Origin of the sequence: Pseudomonas sp. FJ2-5-13 (genome assembly GCF_029201605.1) — a bacterium.
Taxonomy (GTDB): domain Bacteria; phylum Pseudomonadota; class Gammaproteobacteria; order Pseudomonadales; family Pseudomonadaceae; genus Aquipseudomonas; species Aquipseudomonas lactis.
The window spans coordinates 1758137-1770647 of the sequence record NZ_CP104045.1 but is presented as its reverse complement, the minus strand read 5'-3'; the positions used below and the strand labels follow the sequence as shown (position 1 = coordinate 1770647).

Below are 12511 nucleotides of genomic sequence, written 5' to 3'. Positions count from 1 at the left end.
GGGATTTGGCCCATGCACAACGGTAAAGCAGAGGTGCCCTTCTAAGGCGCAGACGGTACTCCCATCCGTGAGGGGTTTCAAGCTCATGCCGATGGTCGCCGGGCGTCTTTACACCGCAAATCACCGGGAGTTATAAGAACCCTCACAACCACAACGCAAAGTAAGGATGGATGCTGTGAGCGAACACGAGCGCGACTACGCCGAAAAACGCGACTTCATCCGCATGCGAATAGATGCCGATGTGTCTTTGATCCACGCCGGGCAGGAGATTGCCGGTACCTGTGTGGACCTCTCCAGTTCCGGCATGCAGGTGCAGGCACCTCGCCAGTTCACTGTGGGCGACCTGCTGACAGTACGCATCGACTCAGAACACGCTGCCCTCAAAGGCCTTGAGGCCGATACGGAGGTGGTGTGGGCCAAGGCGGCCGGGGACGAGCAACAACTAGGCTTGAAGATTTTAAAAATGCGCTGAAAAGCGCGCACAAAAAAGGCGACCTTACAAAGGTCGCCTTTTTCATTTCAAAACGTCACAGCTTAAAAGTCGTCAACGACCTTGCCGTCCTTGACCTTGAACTCGCGGTTCTGCAGGTAAGCGTTACGAATGAAGGTGTACTTGTCGCCGCTGATCAGCTTCTCGCTGTCGAGCAGGCTGGCGCGCACGTCGACGACGTTGAGGCCGAAGGTGCTGTTACGCCAGCCGATGTCGTTCATGTAGCGGTACGGTTGGGTGTAGCTGTCGACGTATTTGGACGGCGCATCACGCAAGGTGCTTGGGCCCAGCAACGGGATCATCACGTACGGGCCGCTGCCCACGCCCCAGTAGCCGAGGGTTTGGCCGAAGTCTTCATCGCTGCGCTGCAGCCCCATTTTGGTGCCGACATCGATAAAGCCGAGTACGCCAAACGTGGTGTTGACCAACAGGCGGGCGGTGTCGACGCCTGCATTGTGCGGCTTGAGTTGCAGCACGTTGTTGGCCAGGTTGCCGACATCACCGATGTTGCGGAAGAAGTTGTGAACGCCGTCCTGCACAAATTGCGGGGTGACGAACTGATAGCCCTGGGCAAGAGGCTTGAGGGCGTAGGTGTCAACGGTGTCGTTGAAGGTGAAGATGGGGCGGTTGACGCTTTCCCATGGGTCATCTTCCGAGGCCGCTTGGGCTGCGAACGGTGCCAACAGGATGGTGGCACACACCGATAGCTGAGCGAAGTACTGGCTCCAGCGCATAGCTTTTGCTCCTTGAATGGTCTGTCATGGGCGCTATGCCCTGAATAAGGCTGTCAGTATATGACGGAAGTGTCGATTTAGGCAGCTACCTGGAATCGTCTTACGGAAAATGCACAAAATTCCTACAAATATCGACAGTGTCATCCCCTTGTCATGCCGCCCCGATAGCGTTTCAGCTATTTCAGGGACGTTCAGATGCCACACGCCGAGATTGCCGTCGCCGCCGCCCCCTCGTTGACCGCCGTGTTATTTGGCCTGAGTGGCTGCCTGGTGGATTTTGGTTCCCTGGCGCGCACCGACTCACCTTGCGCCGACGCCGAGGCCACGCCAGGCGCGTTGAAAAGCCTGCGCAACCTCAAAGAACAAGGCGTGCCCTGCGCCTGGCTGGACGAACTGCCTCCCGCCGTGACCACGCCACTGTGCGCCGGCCTGCCTGGCTGGCTCAAGGCCGCCTCGCCCTCCTCCATTCGCTGGCCCGCGCCCCACGCCTGCTGGCAAGCCTTGATGGAGTTAAACATCGAACGCCTGGAAGGCTGCGTACTGGTCAGCGGCGAGCCGCGCCTGCTGCAATCGGGCCTGAACGCCGGCTTGTGGACCATCGGCCTGGCCTCCTGCGGTTCGCTCTGCGGCCTGTCGCCCCAGCAATGGCAGGCGCTCACCGAGCAGCAACGCGAACACAAGCGTGGCAAGGCCACGGTGGCACTCTATGGCCTGGGCGTGCACTCGGTGATCGACCACCTCGGCGAACTCGGCACCTGCCTGGCCGACATCCGCCTGCGCCAGCTCAAGGGCGAGAAGCCCTGATCGAGATCATGCACAGTTGGCCCCAGTGGATTAATCTACAGGTCAGCCCGTAGACCTTTCACGGCGCGCCGCGGTCTATGCCAGTGCCTATCGATAAAAGGAAAGAACGTCATGCCTGATCGCAAAAAACTGGAAGAACAGGTCGAGATCCTGCGCGGGCAGTTGGAACAGGACCCGCCGCTGCCAGTGGAGAAACGCAAAGCACTGGAGGCGCTGATTGCCAAGTTCGAAATGCAACTTGAATTGGAACCGGCGACTCAGACACCCAGTATTTCCGACGATGTGAATCAAGCGGCCATAGAGTTTGATGCTGAACATCCAGTCATCTCTGGGACCTTGCGCAATATCATGACCACCCTGGCCAATATCGGCATCTAACCCAAACCCAAGCCAAACACAAAACCAAATGTGGGAGCGGGCTTGCTCGCGAATGCGGTGTATCAGTCAGTTCATGTGTAACTGACCCACCGCATTCGCGAGCAAGCCCGCTCCCACACAAGCCCCCGTCCACATTGGGATCTGGGTAAGGCTTACTGACGCGCCAGGCGCACGTTCAGGAACTGGGTATTTTCAGTGCTGCGATACGGATTGATATCCAACCCACCCCGGCGCACATACCGCGCATACACGGTCAACTTCTCCGGCTTGAGCAAGCGCTGCAAGTCCAGGAAGATCCGCTCCACACACTGCTCATGAAAGTCCGAGTGCTGGCGAAAGCTGACGATATATTCCAGCAGGCTGGCATGATCCAGCGCCGCACCGCGATATTCCACCACCACACTGCCCCAGTCAGGCTGGCTGGTCACCGGGCAGTTGGATTTGAGCAGGTGGCTGTGCACGCTCTCCTCCACCACGCGCGAGTCATCGCAACGCAACAGTTCCGGGCGCGGGTGTTCGTAGCTGCTGACGTTGATATCCAGGTCGTCAATGCACACCCCCGGCAATGCCATCACGCCTTCGGCCTCGATATCGGCCAGGCTGCGAATGCGCACGTTCACGGGCTTGCCGGCCGCAAAGCTGAGGTCGGTGCGCAGGGTGGCTTCAAGGCTTTGCGTGTCGGCAAACGCGGTCTGGTTCAGCGAGTTGAGGTACAACTTGAACGACTTGGACTCGATGATGTTCGGCGAGTCGGCGGGAATGCTGAACTCACCGATGGCCACCACCGGCTTGCCGGAAGGCAACAACCAGGACAGTTCGAAGCAGTTCCAGAAATCCACGCCCTTGTACGGCAGGGTCTCGGCGCTCAGGCCCAGCTCGGCCCACTTGGCGGCGCGTGGAATCGGAAACAGCAACGAAGGCGTGTAGGTGGAGATGTATTCACTGGACTTGCCCAGCGGCGAATGTTCGGCTGCGGGATGCATGGCGGAAACCTGGCTAAATAAACCGCGCCAGTCTACCAGCCTTTGCCCCCGCCCTTAACAAACGCCTCACTCAACGGTCAGTTTGCCGACCATGCCCGCCTGATAATGCCCTGGCAGGTTGCAGGCGAACTCAAGGCCTGTGGCCTGCTTGAACGTCCAGGTCAGCTCGGCCGTCTTGCCCGGCTCCACCAGCACGCTGTTGGGATCGTCGTGCTTCATACCGCCCATGTCGCCATGGCCCATGGCGCTGTGGTCCATCTTGCCCATGCCAGTGGCAGTCAGCATGCCGCTGGCCTGCATCTGCATCATCTCTTTCTGGTGGGCGGCATGCATGGCCGCGTCGCCCAGGTTGAACTCATGCAGCAACTGGCCTTTGTTGACCAGCACGAAGCGCACGGTTTCACCGGCTTTGACGTCCAGGGACTTGGGCTCAAAGGCAATGTCCCGCAGCGTGACTTCAACGGTGCGCGTGGCTTTATCCGCCGGGGCCGGCTGGCCGAACGCGTAGGTGTGAGTCGCATCCGCCAGTGCATTGAAACTCAACGCCAGCAGGCAGCCCGCCAATAACAGGGGTGTACGCAACGCCATCTTTCACTCTCCACAATAGGTATCCAGCTTGGGCAACACTTTAAGATGGCCTCGCTGCCAGCCAGCTGACTGCTAGATTACAACTTTGTCAGCTTGCGCCCATACCCTGACGAGCACGGTATAAAGCCCAATGTTTTTTTGTAGGAGCGAGCTTGCTCGCGAAGGACTTAAGCACAACGCGTCAAGCCTGACAGCCCGCGTTACCGTTGGCGTTTTTCGCGAGCAAGCTCGCTCCTACATAGCCCCTATCAAGAGCCCGATATGAAACTGCTGATCGTCGAAGACCAACCCAAAACCGGTCATTACCTGCGCCAGGGCCTGTCCGAAGCGGGTTTTACCACCGAGCTGGTGGCCGACGGCACCAGTGGCCAGCACCTGGCGCTGACGGGCGACTATGACTTGTTGATCCTCGATGTGATGCTGCCCGGCCGCGACGGCTGGCAAATCCTGCAGGCGGTGCGCAGTGCCGGCCTGGACATCCCGGTGCTGTTCCTCACCGCCCGCGATGCCGTCGAAGACCGGGTACACGGCCTGGAGTTGGGCGCCGACGATTATCTGGTCAAACCCTTCGCCTTTTCCGAACTGCTGGCGCGGGTGCGCACCTTGTTGCGCCGGGGCAGCAGCACGCCGCAGGACACCCTGTTGCAACTGGCCGACCTGAGCCTGGACTTGATCCGCCGCCGCGTCGAGCGCAGCGGCCAGCGCATCGACCTCACCGCCAAGGAGTTCGCCCTGCTGGAGCTGCTGCTGCGTCGCCAGGGCGAAGTACTGCCCAAGACGCTGATCGCCTCCCAGGTGTGGGACATGAATTTCGACAGCGACACCAATATCATCGAAGTCGCCATTCGCCGCCTGCGCCTGAAGGTCGACGACAATTTCCCCAACAAACTGATCCACACCGTACGCGGCATGGGTTACGTGCTGGAGGAGCGGTTCACGTGATCAAGCGCCTGTCCCTGACCAGCCGCCTGGCGCTGCTGTTTGCCGCCTGCACGGCGGTGGTCTCGTTGATCGCCGGGGTGTTGTTCAACCGGGCCAGCGAGGCGCACTTCATGGAGCTGGACCAGCAACAGCTCGAAAGCAAACTGGTGGCCCTGCGCAGCACCTTGCAGGGTGTCGCCTCACCGGAAGACCTCGCCCAGCGCACCCCTCAACTGAGTGCCGAACTCGATCACCAGCCCGACCTCACCTTGCGCATCACCGGGGCGGGTCAACGTTGGCTGGACGGCGCGCCCAACCTTAGCTTGCCCCAGGCGCCCGGCCTGCATAGCCTGCAGCAGGCGGGCACCGACTACCGCGTCTTCATCGCGCCCTTGACGCCAAGCCAACTGGATTCGCCCCAGTTGACCCTGATCCTCGACATCACCCACCACCAGCACTTTCTGCAACGCATGCAACGCTTGATCTGGCTGACCGTCGGCCTCTCGGCGCTGGCCACTGCCCTGCTCGGCGCCTGGGCTGCGCGCAGTGGCTTGCGACCGCTGCGGCGCATGGGCGAAGTGGCCGCCAGCGTCTCCGCCCAATCCCTCACGCAACGCTTACCCCAAGAGCAAATGCCGGTGGAACTCGCGGAACTGGCCCAGGCCGTCAACGCTATGCTGGCGCGCCTGGACGACGCCTTTCAGCGCCTGTCCGCCTTCAGCGCGGATATCGCCCACGAACTGCGCACACCGCTGTCCAACCTGCTGACCCAGACCCAAGTCATCCTCACCCAACCGCGCCCGCTGGAGGATTACCGCGAGGCGCTGCACAGCAACCTCGAAGAGCTGCAATGGATGGCGCAACTGGTCAACGACATGCTTTACCTGGCCAAAGCTGACCACGGCTTGCTGATGCCCAGCCGAGAAGCGCTGGATTTGGGCGATGAGGTCGACGCACTGTTGGAATTTTTTACCCTGCTGGCGGAGGACGCGCAGGTGACGCTGGTGCGCGAAGGCACCGCCCAGACGATGGGCGATCGCGGCATGTTGCGCCGGGCCCTGTCGAACTTGTTGGATAACGCGCTGCGCTTTACCCCACCGGGCGGTGAAGTGCGGGTGCGGATCGAGAGTGGCGTGACACTGACGGTGGAGAACAGCGGGGAAGGCATTTCTGCGCCGTTATTGCCGCGGCTGTTTGACCGTTTCTACCGAGCCGATCCGTCTAGGCGTGCCGGCAGCAGTGAACATGCGGGGCTGGGGTTGGCGATTACCCAGTCGATTGTGCGGGCGCATGGCGGGAGAATTTATTGTGAGTCGCAGGCGGGCTGGACAAGGTTTGTGATTGAGTTGCCCAAGGGGGATTGATGCAAGCTGGGCCGGCCCTATCGCAGGCAAGCCAGCTCCCACAATTTGAGCTGTGAATACAGTCACAATGTGGGAGCTGGCTTGCCTGCGAAAGCGGTTTTAAAGGTTACGAATACCTGAGCGCATGCGCCGGCTCAATCTTAGCCGCCCGATACGCCGGGTAAATCGTCGCCAAGAAACTCAACACAAACCCCGCCGAGCAAATCAGCAACACATCCCCACCTTGCAGCTCCGACGGCAGGTTGCTGACAAAGTACACATCCGAACTGAAGATATGCTGCCCGCTCACCCGCTCCAGCCAGCCCACCAGCTCACTCACGTTCAGCGCCGCAATCACCCCCAGCACGCCGCCGATCAAGGTGCCGACCACGCCAATCACGGTGCCCTGCACCATGAAGATCGCCATGATCTGCCGAGGTGTAGCGCCGATGGTACGCAGGATAGCGATGTCCGCGCCCTTGTCGTTCACCACCATGATCAAGGTGGCGATGATGTTGAACGCGGCCACGGCGACGATCATCAGCAACAGCAGGCCGATCATGGTCTTTTCCATTTTCATCGCGCTGAACAGGCTGCCCTGGGTGTGGGTCCAGTCATCCGGCTTGTAAGCCGCGCCCAGGCTGGCGGCGATGTCCGCCGAGACTTTGGGCGCTGCATACAGGTCCTTCACCGCCAGGCGCACGCTTTGCACCTGATTGGGCTGCCAATGCTGGATTTCAGCGGCGTCGGCCATGTGGATCAGGGCCATGGAGCCATCCAGCTCGGCGCCAACCTTGAAAATGCCCACCACGTTCAGGCGCTGCATGCGCGGGGTAATACCGCCCGGGGCGCTGCTGAGTTCCGGCACGATCAGGGTCAGCTTGTCGCCCACGCTCAGGCGAAAGCGGCGTGCAGTGATATCACCGACCACCACGCCGAACTCACCAGGTTTGAGGTCGTCGAGTTTGCCGCGCACGATGTGCTGGGCCACGATCGACACCTTGCCTTCCTGGGCCGGGTCGACGCCGCTGATTTCGATCGGCTGCATCGCGCCCTTATAGGAAAACATGCCATCCATCTGGGTGAAGGGCACAGCGGCGGTGACTTGCGGATTCTTCATCGCAGCGGCGGCCACCGGCTGCCAATCGTCAATCGGCTTTACGCCGACGATAGTGGCGTGGGGCACCATGCCGAGGATGCGCGAGCTCATTTCGCGCTGAAAGCCGTTCATCACCGAAAGCACCACGATCATCGCCAATACGCCCAGGGCGAGGCCGATCATCGAGGTCATCGAGATAAACGAGACAAAACGGTTGCGGCGCTTGGCGCGGGTATAGCGCGTGCCGATAAAAATCGATAACGGTCTGAACATTCGCGGGCACCGTTGGAAAAATGAAAAAGCCCGGCCTCAAAAAACCGGGCGTGCAACAGGTCAGATAGCGACCAGATGACCTTCCTGCAAATGCAGTACGCGGTCCATCTGCCGGGCCATGCTCATGTCATGGGTCACCACCAGGAACGCGGTGCGCATCTGGGTGCTCAACTCCAGCATCAAGTCCTTGATGCCCTGGGCGGTGTGGGAGTCGAGGTTACCGGTCGGCTCGTCGAGCATCACCAGGCCGGGGTTGTTCACCAGGGCACGGGCAATCGCCACACGCTGGCGCTCACCGCCGGACAACTCCGCTGGCTTGTGCTCCAGGCGGTGGCCCAGGCCGACGCGTTCGAGCAAGGCCGTGGCACGCTGGCGCGCTTCGGGAATTGCGGTTTTGCCGATCAACAGCGGCATGCACACGTTTTCCAGGGCGGTGAATTCCGGCAGCAAGTGGTGGAACTGGTACACAAAGCCCAACGAGCGGTTGCGCAGTTGGCCACGAGCCTTTTCATTCAAGGCCGACAGTTCTTCACCGGCCAGCCATACGCTGCCCTGGGACGGCGTATCGAGGCCGCCCAACAGGTTGAGCAAGGTACTTTTGCCGGAACCGGAACTGCCGACGATCGCCACGCGCTCGCCAGGGTGCAGTTCAAGCTGCAGGTTGGACAGCACCACCACCGACTCCGGGCCCTCCTCGTAGGATTTGCCCAGGTTGCGGCAGCTCAGGATTGCTTTTTCACTCATGCCCGATTCACTCATAACGTAATGCCTGTGCTGGCTGGGTACGTGCCGCGCGCCAGGCTGGATACAGGGTGGCAAGGAAGCTCAGGACCAACGCGGCGCCGCCCACCATCAGCACGTCCTGGGTTTGCACCTGGGACGGCAAGTAATCGATGAAGTAGACGTCGGCGTTGAGAAACTTGTGGCCGATCACTTTTTCAAGCAGGGCAATGGCGGCGCTGACGTTCAGCGCGGCCAGAATGCCCACCGCCGTGCCGATCAAGGTGCCGACCACGCCGATCACGGTGCCCTGCACCATGAAGATCGCCATGATCTGCCCCGGCGTGGCGCCCAACGTACGCAGGATGGCGATGTCGCCCTTCTTGTCGTTCACCACCATCACCAGCGTGGAGATGATGTTGAAGGCCGCCACGGCGACGATCAGCAACAACAACAGGCCGATCATGGCTTTTTCCATGCGGATGGCCTGGTACAGGTTGCCGTGGGTGCGGGTCCAGTCGCGGGCGTAATACTCGGTCTCCCCCAGGTGCTGGGCAATTTCCCAGGCGCCGCGCGGGGCGTCGAACAGGTCGTTGAATTTCAGGCGCAGGCCCTGCACCTGGTCGGGCTGCCAGCGATGCAGGCGGGCCAGGTCGGTGAGGTTGGTCAGGCCGATGTAGCCGTCGATCTCGCCAGCGCCGACGTGGAAGGTGCCCACCACGGTAAAGCGCTTCATGCGCGGGAACATGCCGGCCGGGGTCACGGTGACTTCCGGGGCGACGAAGGTCAGCTTGTCGCCAACCCCCACGCCCAGCTTGGCCGCGGCCTTGTCACCGATGACGATGCCGAAGCTGCCCGGCGCCAGCGCGTCGAGCTTACCTTGCAGCATGAACTTATCGATGATCGAGACGTTACGCTCCTGGGCCGGATCGATGCCATTGAGCAGGATCTTCTGCACCTTGCCGTCGTTGGTCAGCAAACCCTGCATCTGGGTAAACGGCGCGACCGCCACCACCTTGGGGTTCTGCTGGACCTTGGCGGCCATGCTTTGCCAGTCATTGATCGGCGCATCGCCTTCAATGGTCGCGTGGGGCACCATGCCCAGCACGCGGGTGCGCATCTCATGATCGAAGCCATTCATCACCGACAGCACCACGATCATCACGACCACGCCCAGGGCGAGACCGATCATCGAGGTCAAGGAAATGAACGACACAAAATGATTGCGACGCTTTGCACGGGTATAACGCGTGCCGATAAATACGAAGAGAGGTCTGAACATGTCGGGGCTTGTTCGGAGGAAAAGAAGACGTCCCGGTGGCGGGGTCTGGTCAGCAGCTTTACACTCAGACCATTACCGTTACCTGGGGTTCGCCATGTCGACATTAGATGAAGAAGAGCGCCGCGAATACTACCGTATCGATGACATGATCGCACTTCAAATCAAACCCCTGTCTGGCCCCGACGCGGCGAGCAAGGAAGTGTTGCTGGATGATTCGCCGCTGTTCAATCTGCTCAGCGAACTGCACCTGAGCGAATTCGAAGCCCAGCACCTGCTGCGCCAGATCAACGAGAAAGACCGCAGCCTGGCGGCGTTCCTCAAAGTGCAGAACAAACGCCTGGACCTGCTCAGCCAGGTTATGGCCCGCGGTTTGCTGAACGAGGTAGGTGCGCCGCAACCGGTGATCCTCTCCGAAGGCGGCATCGACTTCCAGCACCCCACGCCGCTGGCCGCCGACACTCACCTGGCAGTCAAGCTGGTGCTGATGCCCCAGGCGCTCGGCCTGTTGCTACGCGCGCGGGTGACCCATTGCGACCCCAAGGGCGACGGCTTTGATGTGGGCACGGAATTCGAGTCCATGACCGATGCCCAACGCCAACTGCTGGCGCGCTATATCCTGCAGAAACAGGCCCAGGAACGCCGCCTGGCGCGAGAACAAAGCGAAGACCTCTGAATGCGTATTCACGACGCCAGCCATCCTGGCGCAAAGGAGCAACTGTGACCCTGATTTACGGCCACCGCGGTGCCAAAGGCGAAGCACCGGAAAACACCCTGACCAGCTTTCAGGAGTGCCTCAAGCACGGCGTACGCCGCTGCGAGCTGGACTTGCACCTGTCCATGGACGGCGAGTTGATGGTCATCCACGACCCGACGCTCAAGCGCACCACCGACCGGCGCGGCAAAGTCGTCGAGTATTCGGCGGCTGACCTGGTGAAAATGGACGCCCGCAAAGGCGGCCCAGGCTGGGTAAGCCCCTGCCCGATCCCACGCCTGGAGGCGTTGTTCGAACAGTGCGACTTCGATCACTGGCAACTGGAAGTCAAAAGTGCCTCGCGTACCCGAGCCGCCACCACCGTGCTGGCGATTCGCGAAATGGCTGTGCGCTTTGGCTTGATGGACAAGGTTACGGTGACGTCAAGCTCGCGGGAAGTGCTCAAGGCCGCCGTGGAACTCACCCCAGACCTGTCACGCGGCCTGGTCGCTGAATACGCTTGGCTCGACCCGCTGAAGGTCGCGCAGAACTACGGCTGTGAGTACTTGGCATTGAACTGGACGCTGTGCACCCCCGAGCGGCTGGAAAAAGCCCAGCGCCAGGGTTTGCATGTGTCCGTGTGGACAGTCAACGAACCTGCGCTGATGCGCAGGCTCGCCGACTTCGGCGTAGATAGCCTGATTACAGACTTTCCCGGTTTGGCCACTGCCACCCTCGAGAATTACTGAAATCGGTCTCCCCGGCCGGCTCAGGCCACCGGCCGGAGCCGCTCAAAAAAGCCGGTTGAGGCCGTCGTAGGCCGCTACCCGATAGGCTTCGGCCATGGTCGGGTAGTTGAAGGTGGTGTTGACGAAATACTTGAGGGTATTTTGCTCACCCGGCTGGTTCATGATCGCCTGGCCAATGTGCACGATCTCCGAGGCCTGGTAGCCGAAGCAATGCACGCCGAGCACTTCCAGGGTTTCGCGGTGGAACAGGATTTTCAGCATGCCTTGCGGCTCGCCGGCGATCTGCGCACGCGCCATGCTCTTGAAGAACGCCTTGCCCACTTCGTAAGGCACCTTGGCCTTGGTCAGTTCGTGCTCGTTCTTGCCGATGGAGCTGATCTCGGGAATCGTGTAGATCCCGGTCGGCACGTCGTTCACGTAGCGCCAGCTGCCATTGTCGACAATGCTGCCAGCGGCCGAGCGGCCCTGGTCATGGGCGGCACTGGCCAGGCTTGGCCAGCCGATCACGTCACCGGCGCCGTAGATGTTCGGCACGCAGGTGCGGTAGTTCTCATCCACTTCGATCTGGCCACGGCTGTTGACCTTGACCCCGATGTTTTCCATGCCCAGCTTGTCGGTGTTGCCGGTACGGCCGTTGCACCACAACAAGGCGTCGGCCTTGATCTTCTTGCCGGACTTGAGGTGCAGGATCACCCCGTTGTCCAGGCCTTCAACCCGCTCGTACTCTTCGTTATGGCGCACGGTGATGTTGTTGTTGCTGAAGTGGTAGCTCAACGCCTGGGAAATTTCCGAGTCGAGGAAGCTGAGCAACTGGTCACGGTTGTCCACCAGCTCCACCAGTACACCCAGGCCGCTGAAGATCGAGGCGTATTCACAGCCGATCACGCCGGCGCCGTAGATGATCAGTTTGCGCGGGGTGTGGCCCAGGCTCAGGATGGTGTCGCTATCGTAGATACGCGGGTGGTGAAAATCGATGTCCGCCGGGCGATACGGGCGCGAACCGGTGGCGATGATGATGTGCTTGGCCACCAGCTTCTCGACCACACCATTGGCGCAGACCACTTCCACGGTTTGCTCGTCGGCGAAACTGCCGGTGCCGAAGAACAGGTCGACGCGGTTACGGGCGTAGTAGCCGGTGCGCGAGGCGACTTGCTTGGAGATGACTTTTTCAGCGCTTTTCAATACGTCCGGGAACGAGAACCAGCGCGGCTCACCAATGGCCCGGAACATCGGGTTGGTGTTGAACTGCATGATCTGCCGTACCGAGTGACGCAACGCCTTGGACGGGATGGTACCCAGGTGGGTGCAGTTACCGCCGACCTGGCGACGGCTATCGACCATCGCCACCTTGCGCCCTGCTTTGGCAGCGTTCATCGCCGCACCTTCTCCAGCTGGGCCGGAACCCAGTACCACCACGTCGTAGTTGTAGACAGCCATGCGTACTCCTCAGAACAGG

At 60.8% G+C, this 12511-nt stretch carries 14 protein-coding genes; 7 read left to right on the top strand and 7 right to left on the bottom strand.

Translation table 11 applies throughout. The features are described 5' to 3' along the window. The first annotated feature begins 175 nt into the window (after nt 1-175). The gene (locus N2A98_RS07950; protein WP_047710340.1) at nt 176-472 is read left to right on the top strand and encodes a PilZ domain-containing protein; all 297 of its coding nucleotides are present in this window, start codon (nt 176-178) and stop codon (nt 470-472) included. A 62-nt stretch (nt 473-534) separates the two neighbouring features. Here N2A98_RS07950 and N2A98_RS07945 read toward each other — a convergent pair whose 3' ends face one another. Continuing rightward, the gene (locus tag N2A98_RS07945) at nt 535-1224 is read right to left on the bottom strand and encodes a VacJ family lipoprotein (protein WP_032892828.1); all 690 of its coding nucleotides are present in this window, start codon (nt 1222-1224) and stop codon (nt 535-537) included. Between the two features lie 195 nt (nt 1225-1419). On the opposite strand from N2A98_RS07945, the gene N2A98_RS07940 reads away from it, so the two are divergent. Both N2A98_RS07940 and N2A98_RS07935 read left to right on the top strand, forming a co-directional pair. Further along, nucleotides 1420-2028: an HAD family phosphatase gene (locus N2A98_RS07940; RefSeq protein WP_275623231.1), complete on the top strand. Its 609-nt coding sequence runs from the start codon at nt 1420-1422 to the stop codon at nt 2026-2028. A 111-nt stretch (nt 2029-2139) separates the two neighbouring features. After that, nucleotides 2140-2406, top strand: coding sequence for a DUF4404 family protein (locus tag N2A98_RS07935; RefSeq protein WP_047710338.1), 267 nt, complete (start codon nt 2140-2142; stop codon nt 2404-2406). A gap of 152 nt (nt 2407-2558) precedes the next feature. Here N2A98_RS07935 and queF read toward each other — a convergent pair whose 3' ends face one another. Beyond that, nucleotides 2559-3389, bottom strand: a complete 831-nt coding sequence (gene queF, locus N2A98_RS07930) for an NADPH-dependent 7-cyano-7-deazaguanine reductase QueF (RefSeq protein WP_044272922.1) — start codon at nt 3387-3389, stop codon at nt 2559-2561. 66 nt (nt 3390-3455) lie between these two features. Next, a complete protein-coding gene (locus N2A98_RS07925; RefSeq protein ID WP_044272920.1) occupies nt 3456-3977 on the bottom strand; it encodes a cupredoxin family protein in 522 nt (173 codons plus the stop codon). 261 nt (nt 3978-4238) lie between these two features. On the opposite strand from N2A98_RS07925, the gene N2A98_RS07920 reads away from it, so the two are divergent. Next, nucleotides 4239-4919 carry a heavy metal response regulator transcription factor gene (locus tag N2A98_RS07920; RefSeq protein ID WP_044272918.1) on the top strand — a complete coding sequence of 227 codons (681 nt, stop codon included), beginning with the start codon at nt 4239-4241 and terminating at the stop codon, nt 4917-4919. After that, nucleotides 4916-6262, top strand: a complete 1347-nt coding sequence (locus tag N2A98_RS07915; RefSeq protein ID WP_275623230.1) for a heavy metal sensor histidine kinase — start codon at nt 4916-4918, stop codon at nt 6260-6262. The genes N2A98_RS07920 and N2A98_RS07915 overlap by 4 nt, the downstream gene beginning before the upstream one ends. Before the next feature lie 106 nt (nt 6263-6368). Here N2A98_RS07915 and N2A98_RS07910 read toward each other — a convergent pair whose 3' ends face one another. From N2A98_RS07910 to N2A98_RS07900, 3 genes are read right to left on the bottom strand one after another with little or no spacing between them, the layout of a single operon-like run. After that, on the bottom strand, nt 6369-7613 hold the full coding sequence (locus N2A98_RS07910) for a lipoprotein-releasing ABC transporter permease subunit (RefSeq protein WP_032892838.1): 1245 nt from the start codon (nt 7611-7613) through the stop codon (nt 6369-6371). Nucleotides 7614-7673: 60 nt separating this feature from the next. Next, the gene (gene lolD / locus N2A98_RS07905) at nt 7674-8357 is read right to left on the bottom strand and encodes a lipoprotein-releasing ABC transporter ATP-binding protein LolD (protein ID WP_019818240.1); all 684 of its coding nucleotides are present in this window, start codon (nt 8355-8357) and stop codon (nt 7674-7676) included. A gap of 7 nt (nt 8358-8364) precedes the next feature. Continuing rightward, entirely contained in the window at nt 8365-9615 is a 1251-nt protein-coding gene (locus N2A98_RS07900) for a lipoprotein-releasing ABC transporter permease subunit (RefSeq protein ID WP_275623229.1), read from the bottom strand. A 94-nt stretch (nt 9616-9709) separates the two neighbouring features. Here N2A98_RS07900 and N2A98_RS07895 point away from each other — a divergent pair, with 94 nt between their 5' ends. Both N2A98_RS07895 and N2A98_RS07890 read left to right on the top strand, forming a co-directional pair. Beyond that, nucleotides 9710-10288, top strand: coding sequence for a PilZ domain-containing protein (locus tag N2A98_RS07895; protein ID WP_003189673.1), 579 nt, complete (start codon nt 9710-9712; stop codon nt 10286-10288). Between the two features lie 44 nt (nt 10289-10332). Then, nucleotides 10333-11055 carry a glycerophosphodiester phosphodiesterase family protein gene (locus N2A98_RS07890; RefSeq protein WP_003189671.1) on the top strand — a complete coding sequence of 241 codons (723 nt, stop codon included), beginning with the start codon at nt 10333-10335 and terminating at the stop codon, nt 11053-11055. Between the two features lie 42 nt (nt 11056-11097). On the opposite strand, the gene sthA is transcribed toward N2A98_RS07890, so the two are convergent. Next, on the bottom strand, nt 11098-12492 hold the full coding sequence (gene sthA / locus N2A98_RS07885; protein WP_003189670.1) for a Si-specific NAD(P)(+) transhydrogenase: 1395 nt from the start codon (nt 12490-12492) through the stop codon (nt 11098-11100). Between the last annotated feature and the right edge of the window lie 19 nt (nt 12493-12511).

Coding starts and splice junctions, on each gene's coding strand:
- N2A98_RS07935 (WP_047710338.1), top strand. CDS start 2,140: ATGCCTGATCGCAAAAAACTGGAAGAACAGGTCGAGATCCTGCGCGGG.
- queF (WP_044272922.1), bottom strand. CDS start 3,389: ATGCATCCCGCAGCCGAACATTCGCCGCTGGGCAAGTCCAGTGAATAC.
- N2A98_RS07900 (WP_275623229.1), bottom strand. CDS start 9,615: ATGTTCAGACCTCTCTTCGTATTTATCGGCACGCGTTATACCCGTGCA.
- lolD (WP_019818240.1), bottom strand. CDS start 8,357: ATGAGTGAAAAAGCAATCCTGAGCTGCCGCAACCTGGGCAAATCCTAC.
- N2A98_RS07895 (WP_003189673.1), top strand. CDS start 9,710: ATGTCGACATTAGATGAAGAAGAGCGCCGCGAATACTACCGTATCGAT.
- N2A98_RS07910 (WP_032892838.1), bottom strand. CDS start 7,613: ATGTTCAGACCGTTATCGATTTTTATCGGCACGCGCTATACCCGCGCC.
- N2A98_RS07945 (WP_032892828.1), bottom strand. CDS start 1,224: ATGCGCTGGAGCCAGTACTTCGCTCAGCTATCGGTGTGTGCCACCATC.
- N2A98_RS07940 (WP_275623231.1), top strand. CDS start 1,420: ATGCCACACGCCGAGATTGCCGTCGCCGCCGCCCCCTCGTTGACCGCC.
- N2A98_RS07925 (WP_044272920.1), bottom strand. CDS start 3,977: ATGGCGTTGCGTACACCCCTGTTATTGGCGGGCTGCCTGCTGGCGTTG.
- N2A98_RS07920 (WP_044272918.1), top strand. CDS start 4,239: ATGAAACTGCTGATCGTCGAAGACCAACCCAAAACCGGTCATTACCTG.
- sthA (WP_003189670.1), bottom strand. CDS start 12,492: ATGGCTGTCTACAACTACGACGTGGTGGTACTGGGTTCCGGCCCAGCT.